The organism is Nostoc sp. (assembly GCF_036917195.1).
Lineage (GTDB): Bacteria > Cyanobacteriota > Cyanobacteriia > Cyanobacteriales > Nostocaceae > Nostoc.
Genome location: NZ_JBALDG010000066.1, coordinates 96,116 through 112,911 on the forward strand (window position 1 = coordinate 96,116; position 16,796 = coordinate 112,911).

At 41.0% G+C, this 16,796-nt stretch carries 13 protein-coding genes, 1 tRNA gene and 1 pseudogene; 4 read left to right on the forward strand and 11 right to left on the reverse strand.

Translation table 11 applies throughout. The features are described 5' to 3' along the window. Position 1: 1 nt before the first annotated feature. The gene (locus V7K40_RS20790) at positions 2-1,165 is read right to left on the reverse strand and encodes a glycosyltransferase family 4 protein (protein ID WP_334963004.1); all 1,164 of its coding nucleotides are present in this window, start codon (positions 1,163-1,165) and stop codon (positions 2-4) included. Between the two features lie 261 nt (positions 1,166-1,426). Beyond that, positions 1,427-3,646 carry a polysaccharide biosynthesis tyrosine autokinase gene (locus V7K40_RS20795; protein WP_334963006.1) on the reverse strand — a complete coding sequence of 740 codons (2,220 nt, stop codon included), beginning with the start codon at positions 3,644-3,646 and terminating at the stop codon, positions 1,427-1,429. Positions 3,647-4,786: 1,140 nt separating this feature from the next. Here V7K40_RS20795 and V7K40_RS20800 point away from each other — a divergent pair. Beyond that, positions 4,787-6,196, forward strand: coding sequence for a sugar transferase (locus V7K40_RS20800; RefSeq protein WP_334963008.1), 1,410 nt, complete (start codon positions 4,787-4,789; stop codon positions 6,194-6,196). Further along, positions 6,193-7,197: a UDP-glucose 4-epimerase GalE gene (gene galE / locus V7K40_RS20805; protein WP_334963010.1), complete on the forward strand. Its 1,005-nt coding sequence runs from the start codon at positions 6,193-6,195 to the stop codon at positions 7,195-7,197. Before V7K40_RS20800 ends, galE begins: the two co-directional genes overlap by 4 nt. 156 nt (positions 7,198-7,353) lie before the next feature. Here galE and def read toward each other — a convergent pair whose 3' ends face one another. Next, positions 7,354-7,884 carry a peptide deformylase gene (gene def / locus V7K40_RS20810; RefSeq protein ID WP_334963012.1) on the reverse strand — a complete coding sequence of 177 codons (531 nt, stop codon included), beginning with the start codon at positions 7,882-7,884 and terminating at the stop codon, positions 7,354-7,356. Positions 7,885-8,095: 211 nt separating this feature from the next. Then, positions 8,096-9,340 (reverse strand): HhoA/HhoB/HtrA family serine endopeptidase, encoded by a 1,245-nt coding sequence (locus tag V7K40_RS20815; protein ID WP_334963015.1) that lies wholly within the window; start codon positions 9,338-9,340, stop codon positions 8,096-8,098. Positions 9,341-9,494: 154 nt separating this feature from the next. Between V7K40_RS20815 and dnaA the strand changes: the two genes are divergently transcribed. Further along, on the forward strand, positions 9,495-10,877 hold the full coding sequence (gene dnaA, locus V7K40_RS20820; RefSeq protein ID WP_334963017.1) for a chromosomal replication initiator protein DnaA: 1,383 nt from the start codon (positions 9,495-9,497) through the stop codon (positions 10,875-10,877). Positions 10,878-11,350: 473 nt separating this feature from the next. On the opposite strand, the gene ylqF is transcribed toward dnaA, so the two are convergent. Genes ylqF through V7K40_RS20835 form a run of 3 tightly spaced genes read right to left on the reverse strand, consistent with a single transcriptional unit; the run spans position 11,351 to position 14,097 of the window. After that, entirely contained in the window at positions 11,351-12,232 is an 882-nt protein-coding gene (gene ylqF, locus V7K40_RS20825) for a ribosome biogenesis GTPase YlqF (protein WP_334963019.1), read from the reverse strand. A gap of 31 nt (positions 12,233-12,263) precedes the next feature. Next, on the reverse strand, positions 12,264-12,647 hold the full coding sequence (locus V7K40_RS20830; protein WP_334963021.1) for a VOC family protein: 384 nt from the start codon (positions 12,645-12,647) through the stop codon (positions 12,264-12,266). Positions 12,648-12,678: 31 nt separating this feature from the next. Beyond that, positions 12,679-14,097: a DUF3370 domain-containing protein gene (locus tag V7K40_RS20835; protein WP_334963023.1), complete on the reverse strand. Its 1,419-nt coding sequence runs from the start codon at positions 14,095-14,097 to the stop codon at positions 12,679-12,681. 725 nt (positions 14,098-14,822) lie between these two features. Between V7K40_RS20835 and V7K40_RS20840 the strand changes: the two genes are divergently transcribed. After that, complete coding sequence (locus tag V7K40_RS20840; RefSeq protein WP_334963025.1) at positions 14,823-15,068, forward strand: hypothetical protein; 246 nt, start codon at positions 14,823-14,825, stop codon at positions 15,066-15,068. Positions 15,069-15,143: 75 nt separating this feature from the next. Here the strand turns inward: V7K40_RS20840 and V7K40_RS20845 are convergent, their stop codons facing one another. From V7K40_RS20845 to V7K40_RS20860, 4 genes and pseudogenes are all read right to left on the reverse strand, one after another. Then, positions 15,144-15,269 carry a hypothetical protein gene (locus tag V7K40_RS20845; protein ID WP_334963027.1) on the reverse strand — a complete coding sequence of 42 codons (126 nt, stop codon included), beginning with the start codon at positions 15,267-15,269 and terminating at the stop codon, positions 15,144-15,146. Between the two features lie 6 nt (positions 15,270-15,275). Continuing rightward, a pseudogene (locus V7K40_RS20850) lies at positions 15,276-15,344 on the reverse strand (hypothetical protein); the annotation flags it as partial. Between the two features lie 102 nt (positions 15,345-15,446). Continuing rightward, positions 15,447-15,519, reverse strand: a tRNA-Arg gene (locus tag V7K40_RS20855). 65 nt (positions 15,520-15,584) lie between these two features. Further along, positions 15,585-16,790, reverse strand: coding sequence for a peptidoglycan DD-metalloendopeptidase family protein (locus V7K40_RS20860; RefSeq protein WP_334963029.1), 1,206 nt, complete (start codon positions 16,788-16,790; stop codon positions 15,585-15,587). Positions 16,791-16,796 lie beyond the last annotated feature (6 nt).

Genomic DNA, 16,796 nt, shown 5'->3' on the forward strand with positions numbered 1-16,796 from the left:
CCTACGCAATTAATTGAGCATAAACATTTTTAGCTAATTTACTTGAATTAGGTAATAATTTTAATTCTCTAGGTTTTAAGTTATTTTGCAAGATGTCTTGCGAAATTATCTTTGCCAATTCAAAAAAGTTATTAGATGAAAAAATTCTACCAAGTTCAATATCTGTTATCAATTCTTTTGCACAACCAACCTTATTACTTACAATAACTCTCAACCCAAAATGAAGGGCTTCATTAACAACTAATCCCCAGGTTTCTCCTGTTTGAGAAGGTAAAATTAATGTATCTGCCGTTGCATAATATCGACCTAATTCTGACTGATTTTTAAAACCAACAAAAATTGCTCTTTCACCTAGCTGTACTTTTATTCTTCGTTCAAACTCTTCTCTTAATTCCCCATCTCCCACAGCAAAAAACCAAATTTTTTGTTTTTCCAATGGTGATAAATTTTCTAAGGCATCAGGAATTATTAAAGGATTTTTTGGTGGAAACATCTTGCCACAATAAATCAGAACATGGTCTTGTTCTCCAATACCTGCGTTAGCTCGTAAAGTTTCCCTCTGTGGTAGCCAAAAGTCCACCTGTTTTTGAAAAAATTCTGTATCAATGGCGTAGTGAGCTAATGTCATACGACTCTTATCTACTCCCATCCGCAAATAATGATTTATAGAATCTGTTCCAATAGGAAAAAAATGAGTAAATTGACGATAATAAAAAGACAAGAAGAGTTGACGTATTTTGTCCTGAATATAAGAACGCGATAAGGCCTCATCTGTTGTATCTGCTCTGAGCATTAATTTGTGTCCAGCTAGACATAGCAACAGAGTACTAACGGTAATAAAAGTAGGTGAATAAGCAAAAATTAGTACAGCATCAGGTTGATAGCGATTAATAGCAGTAAAAGCTTTAGTCGCTAATCTGATACCTCTTAAGCCTTTTAAATCTTCCAAATAATTGTGAGATAAAAACTCGTGTTCAAAACCTGCTGTTGGCTGACAATCCCATTGGAAGACTACGCCAAAGTTAGGATCTTCCCTTGGTATTACACCATGATTACAACCAAAAAATACTTTCAATTGTAAATTTGGTTGCTGTGCTAACTCACGAAATACAGGTGCAAAATACTGAACTGGATGAGTAAGGAGAATTGCCAATTTTATTAACATTTTATTTACTTTATCCAGTATCTTTTAGGGGTTCTAAATTACTTTTATAAAAAATTAAGTAGTTTAGAAGTTAAAATTTGGTGTTTGTTGAACACCATTGGCATATTTCAAAAAGTAAACAAGAATCCTCTATGAATATTAAAATTCATGAGTGAATTCCTAAATCATCCACATTAACTTCATATTGCGCCTATAACTTTATACAACCTAAATCTGGAACCACCTCAGAAAAACCACTGATTTCCCCAAATTATTAACCAGTTAAAGCAGTCTTAATCCAGTGATTCTACTTAAGTTAGACTTAATCTTATCCTTCTTCCTAGAATTATTTTCTCTAGTATTTGTATTGGAGTAGTAGTAGCTGTAGTCATTATGATCAGTAGTTACACAATTCACTACCATTCCCAACACAGTCACACGCGAATGTTCTAATAGTGCCTTTGTAGTCTTAGCCGTATCAGAATTAACTACACCAGGACGTGTAACTAGCAAGATTCCATCTGCCATTTTGCCTATAATCGAGGCATCTGCCAGAAGGCTTAAAGGCGGAGTGTCAATAATCACGCAGTCATAATCTTGGGCAGCTTGTTGCAGTAACCCATTCATCCGCTGTGAGTCTAGTAGTGCAACAGGGTTGGGCGGTATGGTGCCAGAACTGAGCAATTCTAGATTTATCACCACTTCCTTGGCAGCTTCTGCTAACGTAGCTTGCCCCACTAAAACATTACTTAACCCCATTAAGTTAGATTGCTGCCACATTTCGTGTTGACGAGGGCGACGCATATCTGCATCAATCAATAGCACTCGCCGTCCCATCTGGGCAGTAGCAACTGCTAAGTTAGCTGCCACAAAAGACTTGCCCTCATTCATCACAGAGCTGCTAACCACAATCACGTTCAGTTCCTTATCAGAAAGCGTAAAACCCAGGTTAGTCTGGAGCATTTCAAAGGCTGCATTAACCGATGAATAAGGGTTATTGAGTACCACTAATTCGGTTGGACTCTCACCACGAGCCAGTCTAGCTTTTTGATCAAAAACCGGAATTGTACCCAACAAGGGATAGTCCAATAACTCTTGGGCTTCTTCTGCTGTCTTTACAGACTTGTCTACAGCTTCTAGCAATAAAGCTGCTCCAATAGCTAAGAAGAATCCTAAAAATCCCCCTAGTGCCAAATTCAAGCTAATACGAGGAGAAATTTTCTTCTTAGGAACTAAAGCCTCAGAAACAATCGTGGCGTTGCCTACATTTTGGTTCTCTACTAATTCAACTTCTTGCAATCGTTTAAGTATTTGCTCGTAGGTTATTTGTGCTACTTGTAGTTGTCGTTGTAGCTGTAGCTGTTGTTGTTCCAGTTTGGGTAGGCTTCTGAGACGTGCTTGATAAAGTACAAATTCCTTCATCAACACACCAACTTGATTCTCCAATCCCAACCGTTCTACTTCCACTTGCACCAAATTAGCAGTTAGAGTCTGCTTGAGTTCTCCTATTTGTAAATCTTGCTCTGGGATAGGCTGTGAACTACCCAGAGTTTGGGTCACTCTTCCTTCTAGCTGCTTTTTGAGAGCTTGTTCTTTACTTAATAAATTAGTAATGACTGGGTGTTCATCGGTAAATTGTGACCTCTCCACTGCTAACTGGTCTTGAACCTTCTGATATTCTGATAGCACTTGTTGTACTGCTTTAGATTGACTTAAGTTGGTGAGTGCCATAGCGTGTCGTGTGTTCAATGCCAATTGATTTTGGAAAGCACCAGAACGACTCTTAGCATCAACCAACTGCGCGCGTAGTTGGGTTATCTGGCTGGATAAATCATTCAGCCTTTTGACTCCTTGTATAGCTTCTTCTTCTAGGGAAACAACCTCGTATTTTTCTTTAAACCGACGCAGTCCTGCTTCCGCCTCTGTGACTTTTGCCTCGATTAGAGGTAATTGCTTGCTTAAAAATTTCCGTGCTGCTGTGGCTTCGGAACGGTTAATCCGAACATTATTTTCCAGATAAGCACTCATCAATGTATTGACGATAGCTGTGGCTTCTTGACGATTAGCACTACGGTAAGAAAGTTGTAAAATATCCGTCCCTCGGATACTCTTGATTTTCAAGTTAGGCAGAAAATTATCTATTGCTAATGGTTGTCCCAGATTATCCTTGAGCTGCAACTTAGCAATAGTTTTTTGACTCAGGGGGTAGGAGCGAATGATTTCGGCTTCAGTTTCCAAAGGGTTAGAGAGACTTGTCACTCCACTGAGTTGTCCCAGTTGTCCCACCTGCTCACTTGCACCTGTAAGGGAAGAGACACTACTTTGCTTATTAAAAAGGAGTTTGCCCTCGGCTTCATAAATTGGTTTTTGACTAAAAGTAACCAACACTGTGACTCCTAAGACCGACCCCATAATGGTTATTATCAGTAACCAACGTCTTTTTACAGTCAGCCAATAGTGTTGAAAATTAATCAGGTCTTGCTCGTTTTGATGAGAAGGCATAATTCACCTAATACTCTACATATGGAAACTGTTAAACATTTAGTTGGCTCATTTGTACTGATATAAAGCACTTCTTGTTTGCATGAAGTACATTTATTAAACCTTACCCCCAACCCTCTCCTTGGCAATGAGAGGGAAGTGTTTGTGTCAGCAAATTCAGGATGACGTTTCGACTGTATTGCACCGAAGTTAGAACTGAATATAGAGCAAAGAAGTAGAACAGGAGAGGTGATATAAGTGGATGGGTGTAAATAAATATAATATGGACTGTCATCGCGTTAGCTACGCAAACGCAATGACATATTACGTTTAATTATGCCTACCTACTTATCAACTGGTGTAATGTTCTTTAAAATTGCTCCTTATTGATTGCAACTGTATCTGAATAATCCATGAAGATTTAGTTAAAGATTATCAAGGTTTTTCTGTGAAAAAAACTACGTATTATTACGGATTTTTCTTGATTATATTACTTAATTTTTAATGTATAATTTACTATAAACACTGCTAATGTATTTACCCAAGGAATATTTTAGCGACGCCGAATAGCCAGCACTTCTCTACGAGACCCTTCGGCTTAGGGCATCGCGCTGCGCGTAGCTTGCTTCCCCGTAGGGGTACGACATAGGTTCGACTACTTCGGCTCCTTTCGGCTTCGCTCAAGGCAAGCCGCTCAGTAACCACCGTCCCAAGTAAATCAATAAATATATAGTGATAAATGAACAACAAATTTCGTCATAAGCTTTTTACAGTAAGGTTTAGCGAAATTGAATTATCATCTGATTTTATGTCTCTCCAGATGTACGGAGCTTTTTCAAAAATAAAATACTATTTGTATATAAATTCAAATATTTACGTAATTTCTACATGGTTGGATAGCTAAAATAAGGATTAAAAATAAAGGGCTAATAAAGATATGGTAAAACATACAATATGACTTTTTTGATTAAACTCACGAAACTTGGTTTTTTTAGTAAAGCCAGGCTTTTGTTTTCGATTGCTTATCATTTAGTTTGCTGACGGTTTGAAAATATTTTTAACTATTGAAATCTCACATTAAAATTTCATGGTAATTATTGCTTGCGTCCAATTTCATTATATCTATGCTGTAATTTTTCTAATTTTTCCTAATTTCCGCAAATGACTATTACTCTTGCTGTTGGCAAAGAAACCAAAAAATTCTCTCAAACAGATAATCTCCTCTGTGTATTACTGTTATTAGGGGATATAGTGGGTTTATTGTTGAGTTTGTCTATCTCTTTATGGTTACGATTGAATCAAAATCTGAATAGTTTTGACCCTTTAATTTATTTATTTTTTTTCCTAGTTCTCGCAGGGCTGTATTTAGCAGATACTTACCATCCAGATACCCAAATAGCAGGGTTACGCGCTCCATTCCGCATTTTGATTAGTAATGTTGTTGTTGGTAGTATTATTGCAGCTCTGATTTACTTTACTGGTGTTTGGGATAAATATCTGATCTTGAAACGAGGAATTTTGCTCCCCAGCTTAGGCATATTTACCATTTGGGCTATGGGATCAAGAATATGGGCAGCCAAGTGGGTGCGATCGCAAGCTCAACACAGCCGTTGGCTAATTTTAGGTGCAGGTAAAAAAGCCATTTTATTTAGCAAAACTTTTCTAGAACACAGTTCATTAGGGCGCTTGGTTGTTCTAGCAACAGCAGAGCCAAACATCAATGAGTTAGCAAAAAGTAATCGAGTTTTTGTGGGGAGCCTCAATGACTTACCCCAATGGAGTCAACAACCTTGGTCAGGGGTAGTAGTAACAACCCCAATGGAATTATCTGGTGCAGAGATACAGCAGTTGATGCAGTTACGTTTATCTGGTGTCTCCATCTACGGGATTCCCGATATTTGTGAAACCTTGTGGCACAAACTTCCCTCATTTCTGCTTCAGGATAACTGGCTGGCTTTTGGTGCTGGTTTTAATTTAGCGGGTGACAGCATTAGTCAAAAGCTCAAGCGGTTATTAGACATTATTCTGGCATGGTCATTATTTCTGTTTTTATCTCCACTGATGTTGCTAGTAGTATTAGCAATTAAGTTAGATAGTCCAGGCCCAGTGTTATACACACAGATGCGGACTGGTTTGGAAGGAAAGCCCTTTAGAGTTTACAAATTTCGTTCCATGTATCAGGATGCCGAAAAACGGGGAGTGCAGTGGGCAAACGAACGAGATCCTCGGATTACTAGATTCGGACGCTGGTTACGCCTGACTAGAATCGATGAACTACCACAGATTTTAAACGTTCTCTGGGGAGAAATGAGCCTCATTGGCCCCCGTCCAGAACGGCCAGAATTTGATATCAAGCTGCGACAAGAAATTCCCTACTACGACTTACGTTATGTCATCAAACCCGGAATCACAGGCTGGGCGCAGGTAATGTATCCCTACGGCGCATCAGTAGAAGATGCTTACGAGAAATTAGCTTACGACCTCTATTACATCAAAAATTATTCCCTAGCTTTGGATTTAGCGATCATCTTCAAAACTATTCGGGTAGTATTACTGGGTAAAGGCAGATGAATAAAAAAGTCTTAGTTACTGGTGGAGCAGGATACATTGGCTCCCACGTAGTTTGTAAGTTGGGCGAAGCAGGTTACGATGTTGTAGTGTATGACAATTGTTCTACAGGTTCACCCCAAGCAGTATTGCATGGTGAGTTAATTATCGGTGATTTAAAAGATTTAGAATGTCTCTGTCAGGTATTTTGTCAGCATCAATTTAAGGCAGTTTTACACTTTGCTGGCAGTCTGAATGTACCCGAATCTGTTTCTCGTCCCCTAGACTATTACGCTAACAATACTCGCAACACCCTGAATTTACTCCGTTGTTGCAGCAACATGGGTGTCAAGCAAATTATCTTTTCCAGTACAGCAGCTGTCTATGGACAACCAGAAACGAGTCCTGTTACTGAATCTACACCAGCTGAACCTATTAACCCCTATGGGCGATCAAAACTTTCTTGTGAATGGTTGATTCGTGACTATGCAAAGGCTTCTGATTTACGTTACGTAATTTTACGATACTTTAATGTTGCTGGAGCAGAACCTGGTGGGCGATTGGGGCAGATGTCAAAAGGAGCATCTCATTTAATTCGAGTTACGTGTGATGCTGCACTCAAACGCAGACTAGGAGTAAAAATTTTTGGTACAGATTTTCCTACACCAGATGGAACGGCAATTAGAGACTATATTCATGTTGAAGACCTAGCAACAGCACATTTAGATGCTTTAACCTATCTAGAGCAAGGTAACGAAAGCCAAATTCTCAACTGTGGTTATGGACAAGGATACAGTGTCCGTCAAGTTATCGAACGGGTTAAGGTTATTTCTGGGGTAGATTTTCCGGTTATTGAAACAGAACGTCGCCCTGGTGATCCTGCTTGTGTGATCGCTGGTGCTAATAAAATCTCTAAATTACTGGGTTGGCAACCAAAATATAATGACTTAGATCAAATTGTCTACACTACCCTAGCTTGGGAAATGCACCAGAAAGATTTGATGGTGACATCCTCCATATATTGATTCGGAGTACTGAATCAGTGTCAGTAAACCAAAAAGTTTTTCCTGAAAAGCGATCGCTATTAAGTAAAAAGGAAACATCAGATGTAATCTAGGAACATCTAGTCTGATGTTCTTAATGATACATCTTGAGTGAAAGTGCTGTACTAGTCCCTTTTATTAATTGTTAACGACTCGTTGTTGATATTCCTGCTCAGTGATCATATCGAGAGTGTTCTCTAAACGATCTACAAATACGATACCATCGAGATGATCGGACTCGTGTTGAAAAATCCGAGCGATAAAATCGGTTAATTCTTGCTTTTGTAAGTTGCCTTGACAGTCAGTATATTCCACTTCAATAGATTTATACCGAGGAACTAACCCCCTAATTCCTGGAACACTTAAACAACCTTCCCAATCTTTGACAACTTCAGTTGAATGAGCAATGATTTTGGGATTAATCATGGCAGTAGGTTGCATTTCTGGGGCGTTGGGGTATCTGGCATTAGGACGGGAAGCCACAATAAATAAACGATAGGATTGTGCTACTTGAGGCGCAGCAATTCCTACGCCGTTAGCCTTGGCAACAGTGGCGATTAAGTCTTCAATTAATTTTTGGATATGCTCATCTTGAATATTCTCAACCCAAGCAGCTTTTTGGCGCAATGTTGGATTGCCTAATTGAATTATTGGCGCTAATTCAGTCATGATAAAAACTCCTTTTGGTAATGGGGTATTGGGCATTGGGCACTTGTACTGAGCATCTCGGCTTCTCTACGAGACGCTGGGCGAACACTCGATGGAGCCGACGTCGTAAAGCCTGCGGCATAGCTACGCTTAGGGCGCAGCCTCTCCAAGAGTTGTATTGGGCATTAGTTATTCTCTCCCACTCAGCACTCAGTACTCCTTACTTGTAACATCATCCTTCACGTCTCACGGGCAAAGGAGCAGGTTGGACTCCTACTCGGACAATTTGTCCATTGCGTTCTACTTCTATTGGTAACTTAGTACCGATTTTGCTCTTTTCTACTAGCTTTTGTACTTCTTCAATTTTAGTAACAGGCTGGTTATTAATGCTTTTAATCACATCGCCAACTCGTAGTCCAGCCACAGATGCAGGCGATCGCGGCACAATCTCAACTAGCAAAACGCCGTCATCTGCTGTAATATTTAAGCCATCGCCTGCTACATTTTTTATTCTTTCTTTATTTTCTGGTGTCAATGTCACCATCTGAACACCCAAATAGGGATGATCGACTTTGCCTTTAGCAATTAATTCTTGGGCAATTTTTTGCACAGTGTTGATGGGAATAGCAAATCCTAAACCTTGAGCGCCTCGAATAATAGCTGTGTTCATCGCAATTACCTGGCCACGAGCATTTAACAATGGGCCACCGGAGTTACCAGGATTAATCGCAGCATCTGTTTGGATGTAATCAACCCGCTTGTCACTAGCACCGATATCGCTACCAGAGCGACCTGTAGCACTAATAATCCCAGAAGTGACGGTATTATTCAAGCCTAAAGGGTTACCGATAGCTATTACTGCTTCTCCTGGTTGCAAGGCATCGGAGTTACCCACAGATAAAGTTGGCAGATTATTAGCGTCAATTTTGATCGTAGCCACATCTGTTACTGGATCTTCACCCAAAACTTTCCCGTCAAAAGTCCGGCCATCTTTGAGTATGACAGTCACTCTATCAGCACCATCTACCACATGAGAATTGGTTACAATTTGACCTGAAGAATTAATGATAAATCCAGAACCGCTACCCTGCTCTACCCGTTGTCTAGGCTGTGGCGCTGCGTCTTTAAAAAACCGCCGGAAAAATGGATCGTTAAATTCGTCTGGTACGCGAGAAGTGATTGTTCGGGAAGAATCAATGCGAACTACCGCAGGCCCCACATTTTGCACTACTTTTACCACAAAATTAGGATCTCCAGACGACGACGAGAAAATCGGTGGGGGGACAATTACCGGATTAGGTTCTATTGTTTTTTGGTCTTGAGTCTGGCTTTGTTGAGTCTCAAAGGTCTTGGTTGGTAGAAGAGAGCAGCTCCCCAAGAACACCACTACTACCCCATATGAGAGCATCCACAACCTGTGGGGAAAACCCCTGGTATAAATCTTTTTGGGCGCCAAATCATGGTTTGTTGTCTTCATGTGTCGTTGCTTCTCCGTATCAATCGGTGGTGTGCCTACCGGGTATGTCCCAAAATGATTACAACTTAAAAGCTTATTCTAGGTCTAGCGTGTCTCAATGCTAAATTGGTGCTTTATCTTCTATTGTGACGATTAGCAGCAAAGGTGGTGGATAATGGAAATTCCTATAGAAAGTCTGTGGAGTCAGGTACTAGAGCGCTTACAGCTTGAACTATCCCGACCCACCTTTGAAACTTGGATCAAAACTGCTAGTGCGGAGCGATTAGAAAATAATTGTTTGGTTATCCGTACTCCTAACCCATTTGCTCGTAATTGGTTACAGAAGTATTACATCAATACCATTGCTCATGTAGTACAAGATATTCTAGGTCATCCGGTGGGTATTTACATTACTGTTGCTCAAGGTGATGAAGTTTCTCATTTTAGTGAACGAGAGATTTCTTGGGAATCACCAAATCCTAGCAGTATTTCTGAAGCTGTTCCTAATCATAACCAAAAAACTACTGAATTAAACTCAAAATATATATTTTCGCGATTTGTAGTTGGTGCTAACAATCGGATGGCTCACGCTGCTTCTTTGGCAGTTGCGGAATCTCCAGGTAGGGAGTTTAATCCTTTATTTTTATGCGGTGGCGTAGGTTTAGGTAAAACTCACCTTATGCAGGCTATTGGTCATTATCGCTGGGAAATTTCTCCTGATTGTAAAATATTTTATGTTTCTACTGAGCAGTTTACTAATGATTTAATTACAGCGATTCGTAAAGATAGTATGCAAAGTTTTCGAGAACATTACCGAGCCGCTGATGTTTTATTAGTTGATGATATTCAGTTTCTGGAAGGGAAGGAATACACCCAAGAAGAATTTTTTTATACTTTTAATACTTTACATGAAGCTGGTAAACAAGTTGTCATTGCTTCCGATCGTCCTCCTAACCAGATTCCTAGCTTGCAAGAACGTCTTTGTTCTCGGTTTTCTATGGGGTTAATTGCAGACATCCAAAAGCCGGATTTAGAAACTAGAATGGCAATTTTGCAGAAAAAAGCCGAGGATGAAAATATTTGTCTTCCCCGCGACGTGATTGAATATATTGCTTCTAACTATACTTCTAATATTCGAGAATTAGAAGGAGCTTTAATTCGGGCGGTGGCTTATATTTCTATTTGGGGCTTACCGATGACGGTGGAAAATATTACACCAGTTTTAGAACCGCCTAACGAAAAAATGGCAGCTACCCCAGAAGCAATTTTAAAGGTTGTGGCGCATAATTTTGATGTTTCAATAGACGACCTCAAAGGTAACTCACGACGAAGAGAGATTAGCTGGGCGCGTCAAATAGCAATGTATCTAATGCGTCAACATACATCCCTGAGTTTGCCGAGAATTGGCGAGGAGTTTGGTGGTAAAGACCATACAACGGTAATCTATAGTTGCGATAAAATTACCCAACTCCATGAGAGTGATCGCACTTTAGCACAAACACTACGCCAACTAAGCGATCGCATCAATATGACTAGTCGTTCTCAAAAACCATCCTGAAGATGTATTTTAAGTTTTCCACAACCAGCGCTCCGATCATTAGTGTTAACGGCTAAATAATTAGTCGAAAATATTAAGTAACGTATAAAAATTGATTAAATTTAACTTAGATTATGGAAAAAATCTTACTTTTTGTGGAAGATTCTGTGGAAAACTTGATATTTTGCTGATAAAACTTAATTAAGTATAATTACCTTGTGGAAAATTACCTGAGTTTTTCCACAAGTTTTCCACAGATAGTCAACTAGCCTAATATCAAAAAGAAACAGTAATAAATTAGACTTTTCAAACAACCTCTGAAGGTAAGTATATCTTTTGGCAATTTGACAATATATAGCAATCCTAAATCATTCATGAGAATTTTGTACTGTCAATACCCCCTGTGATGCTTCAAGTCGGCACCGCCCAACGCACTGGCTCCCCAAGGGATCGGGGGGACGGCGACAGCCGGGGGTGAATTTTCTTACAAATCATTAATTAGGAGGTAATTCCAAACTCATTTCACCCAACAAACCCTTGCGAAAATCTGTTAAAAGTTGCCTTGCAGCTCGCTCTATATCACCTTTGTAACGATGCTCCGCTAAGGCGTGCAAATAGACATCTCCGGTGTCTGATACCGAATCGAGTTGGTAGCGGGACTGTAATGGTTTTTTTGGTAACAAATCTGTGGCTACAGCTTCCAAATAGTTTAGTAAATCCACTAGGGCTGCTGCTACTAGCTGATTATCGTAAGATGCTTCACCGATATCATCACAAATGGCTAATTTCAATGCTGCGTCTTGGTCTTCCAACCTTACAGGGATGACACCAGGAGCATCTAGCAATTCCAAATGTTCAGAAATTCGCACCCAGCGCAGTTGGCGAGTCACCCCAGGACGGGCTGCACTTTCCACTACTCGCTTTCCTAACAGACGGTTAATCAAAGCTGATTTACCAACATTAGGAAAACCAATCACCACAGCCCGCACTGGACGGGGTAACATGCCGCGATCGCTTCTTCTTTGATTGAGTTCTACCCCAGCGGCTTGCGCTGCCCGTGCCACTTCTGCTATACCTTTACCATGTTGAGCGTTAGTAAAATAAGGGACTTCTCCCTGACGTTTAAACCAATCTATCCACAGCGATCGCATTTGCGGCGTAATCATATCTACTCGGTTAAGTATCAACACCCGTTTTTTACCTTCCACCCACTCGCCTATTTGGGGATGGTGAGTCGCTAAGGGAATCCGGGCGTCTCGCACCTCAAACACCACATCTACGCGCTTGAGCTGTTCTTTGAGCTTCTTTTCAGCTTTAGCAATGTGACCTGGATACCATTGAATCAGGTTTAATTTATAGTTTTGAGTTATAGCCATAGTCAATTACCAAATAAATTATTATCACTTATCAATTATCATTCACTATGGCTTGATGTAAAATCAGACGGTTGCCATCAGGGTCATAGGCATAAATTTCTCTGCCGTGGTCAGCAATGGAAATCTTTCCTGGTGGGGGATAGCCCAAAGCTGTGAGATCAGCGATCGCATCTTCTAAGTTACTCACCTCTAAACACAAACTTATCTTACTTTTGGCGAGCGCTTCAAATTCCGATTCATTTGTGTTCTTGGGTTTAAAAATACCTAATCGCATACCAACCAAATTAAACTCAGCATAGATATTCGCAATCAAAATAATTGGCTTTTGCTCCAGAAATCTAGTATAGAAATTCACTAACTCCTCACAATTAACCGATGCTATGGTGACAAATGCGTTAGTGTACTGGAAAACCATACAAGCCTTAAGTTATTTGATTTTTTTGAGATCACTTTTCTAAAGTTCTTACACTCAGCACTTGTGGTGGTGTCGAATCTGGTGGATAAATCACATCTACCTGTACTATCCGCTTAGTCGAAGGTGGAAGTACAATCTGCACCAATGGTTCTAACACCTGACCAGTTCTGTGCCATAGATGTACATAGCGCGTCTTTTGTTGACCTTGGTCATCAAAGTAGCGTAGCCGTACTGTACCACGGAAGAAAGGAAAATCTAGGGATGGTTTGCGAAAACGCACACCACCTTGGGATAATTTATCTTCCTTCAAAGGTGTTTCCAAAGTCACAGTCACGGTCTGGTTTTGGTTGGTATTGTTGCTTAAGGGTAAGGTGAGTTTATATTCCACCGCATAATTGCCATGTGCTTCGTATGCCGTATCTGGATAACGTACCAGCATTTTGGCCGTTTGGATTTGTTGAGTGCCCAATCGACCATTTCGCAATGTGTCTAAAGTATAGGAAATAGCTTTGCCAGGCTGGGGAATAGTTAGAATTGTGGTTTGGGGATTATCCACCAACTTTGCTTGCCACTGGGAACCACTAGACACCCCAGCTACACGCCCATAAATCAGTGCGCCACTGGTAGCATTTGGAGAAGTAGGGGTTTTATCTCGCGGCCCGGCGAAGTTCCCGGTATTTAGTAAAGCTTGCCATTCTGCAAGAGTCGGTGGGCGTTCTGTATTATCAGAATTTTTCTTGGCAAACATTGCTAAACTTGCAGCATAAACTTGATCGCTACTACGCAGCCGCATAAAGGTAGAGCGACCATTCACTGGCTTTTCTAGATTTCGTACAGGAATAGGATGATTTAACAACATCCGGCTTTGTCCTGGGGGAATTATCAGCTTTGCGGGAAAATCTGCTTGTCGAACACCTCTGAGTACATCACCAACAGCGCGATCGCCTGGCCCTGAGTAAGCCTTACCATCATTATTTTCTATGTAGGGGGATAAGGTGACAAAAGGCGCATCTTGCATTAAATAACTTGCCGCTTGCAACACATCTAGTGTTACAGGTTTTTTACCAGGGTTATACACAATTACGCCCAAATATAACGTTTGTAAATCCTTGGGAGTGTGGGAGTAATGGTGGGCGAATAAGTCAAAGCGTCCCTGAAAGGGAAAATTGAGGTGCGCTGCTGGAACTTTTTTACCGTTTGTAGGAAAGGTAGAAAGTAAAATACCTTCAGTTTTAATCCATTCTGGGCTATTGCTGTTAAAAACGGGTATTTTATCCAACTCACCTGGTAGAGCCAGAACTTCTCCTGGTTGCACAATTTCTTGGGGTGCTGGCTTTGGTGAAGTTTGAGCGATCGCTGAATTATCTTTATCAGATGTACATCCAAAGGTTTGAGTTATGCCAAATCCTAATAGAAGTATGAATAGAGGTGATGGTAATTTAGCTAGCATAAATTTGAGCGTCAAGAAAGCTGTGGTGTCAAATATAACAAGTTATTACTACAACTTCCTGGAAGCAGATTTCGGAGAATGCGATGCCTACGGCGGGCGCAGCCATCGCTGTTAAATTTTAAGTGTAGTGCCAAGTTCAGTATGCGGCTTTGATGTTCAAAGGGAGTGTCGATGGTTTAAGCGATCGCATGACCGCAACTGCTACGCACTCGCAAAATATATGTTTGAGTTTTGACCTTTCATTTCTGCGTAACCCTTAGCTTATTACTATCGCTGCTGGCAGGCTGATATAACTGTAAAGTTTTATGCTTTTTGCAGAGATGGCAAGTAATCAAAAACCTCACTAACACTATAAGACGTGTAGGTAGGTTTGAGGAACGAAACCTAACATTTTGCAGGGTTTGTTGGGTTTCGCCCCAACCTACGAATATTCTAACCCCCAACTCCTTCCCTACTAGCATTGGGGAGTAAGCGTTAAAGCCTCTCTCCTTGTAGGCTTGGGTGTACACACAAGTATGACCAGCATAAGTTTCAACTCTTATAAGTAGTTAAACATAATTAATTACACAATGTCATTGCGAATGGAGCGAAGCGGAATGAAGCAATCGCAGGGGTTGGGATTGCTTCTCTTCTCTACAAGAGGCTGCGCCAACGAGACACTCCGCGAACGCTTCGCTCGCAATGACTGTAATTAATTTTGCGTGGTTACTTAGTAGTTTCGTAGGGTGCGTTATGGAGATGCCAAAATAACAAATGAGTCCGCCGAAATAACAAATGCGTTTGCCAAAATAACAAATGCGTTCGCCGAAATAACAAATGAGTTCGCCGAAATAACAAATGCGAACACCGAAATAACAAATGAGTTCGCCGAAATAACAAATGAGTTCGCCGAAATAACAAATGCGTTCGCCGAAATAACAAATGCGTTCGCCGAAATAACAAATGCGTTCGCCGAAATAACAAATGCGTAGGCATAGCCAGCCGTAGGCATCGCCTTATATGAAAAACGTTATAAATTCAACTTTGCTAACACCTCATCTAAATCTTTATCCGCCCATTCCCTGTCTTGCTGCTGCTAAATCTGTCAAAATATCCGCGATCGCCCGATGCACAACTTTATCGCTAACATCCACAAACTGCGACGGACTAAGATTATAATCCGCTTCCCTCAATTCCTCTAACTTAACAACTTTACTCAGCTTCTCTCGCGTTTCCCAATTGCGATAAACCTCACAAACCGCCTTAATCCCTTATTTTGTTAAAATATTCTTCGGATCGCCTTTCACAAAATAATCAGCAGCATTAATCTGTCAACGCAGACAAATAATTTGGCAATCTAAAATAAAAAACGAGCGCGGAGGGATTTGAACCCCCGACCCACAGAACCGGAATCTGTTGCTCTATCCACTGAGCTACGCGCCCTTAGTCTCCCATATTATAGCATGTCTGTGATAAAATTTGCAGCCTAGAGAAACTTGGTTTACGAGTTAAAGAAAATTAGCTGGGTCTACTGGTGTACCATTCCGACGAACTTCAAAGTGGAGATGGGGGCCAGTTGAGAAACCTGTAGAACCGACAGCACCGATCGCTTGTCCGCGTTCAACTGCTTGTCCTTCGGAAACATACAACTCGCTGGTATGACCGTACAGTGTAGTCATGCCATTGCCGTGATCGATAATTACAGCTCTGCCATAACCACCATACCACCCAGCAAAAATCACTCTTCCTGAATCGGCTGCCCGAATTGTACTACCATAGCTAGCGGCAAAATCTAACCCGGCATGAAAGCGACGATAGCCGAGGATTGGGTGTATCCGCCAGCCGAAGGGACTGCTAGTAGGAGCATCACTAGGATATGCCATCACACCAGTTCCCCGAATGATCATGCTTGTCTGGCCGTTGGTTTTTGCTTGGGCTTCTTCTGCTGCTCTAGCTTCTGCTACCTTTTGTTGAATCAAGACTTCCAGATTTTTGGATTCCCTTTCTAGCTGATTTTGCGCCGCTTCCAAGGCTAGGCGATCGCTATTGAGGCGTTGAATCAATTCTGATTGTGATTGCGCCTGAGTTTGATAATCGGCTTTTTGTGCTAACAGTTGCTCACGAATCAAAGCAATTTCGTTTTTTTGCTGTTCTACGTCCGTTTTCTGTTTATTGATCAGGTTTGCTTGAGCGTTGAGTTTTACCAAAATTTTCTGGTCTGCCTGATACACTAACTTCAACTGATGACGGCGGCTGATAAAATCGCTGATATTTTCACTTTGGAGCAAAACTGCCCATCCTACAGATGCAGGCGATCGCTGGAGATAACGCAATCGTGCTACTGTTGCTATTTGCCGCTCCTGATATGAACGTTCCGTCACAGCTAAATCAGCTTCTAACTGCTGGAGGCGTTGGGTAGCGAGTTGTAATCGTGATTCGCTCTCTTGAATGTAGCTATCTGTGGTTTGCAGATTTTGCTTCAAACCAGTGAGGTGTTTTTGGGCCTCTTGTTGGAGATTTGTTAAGCGATCGCGATCGTTAACCACACTCTGATGCTGCTGATTCGTTTGTTGCTGCTGTTGTCGCAAAGTATCAATAGACTCTGTGGACGTTGCGTGGGCTGGAATTAATGCTAAACAAATACATAAAATGCAGCAAAATGCAATAAATAAACAGCCAAAAATCTGCTTTTTTCCGATAAATCGCGCTCTCATAGTGTG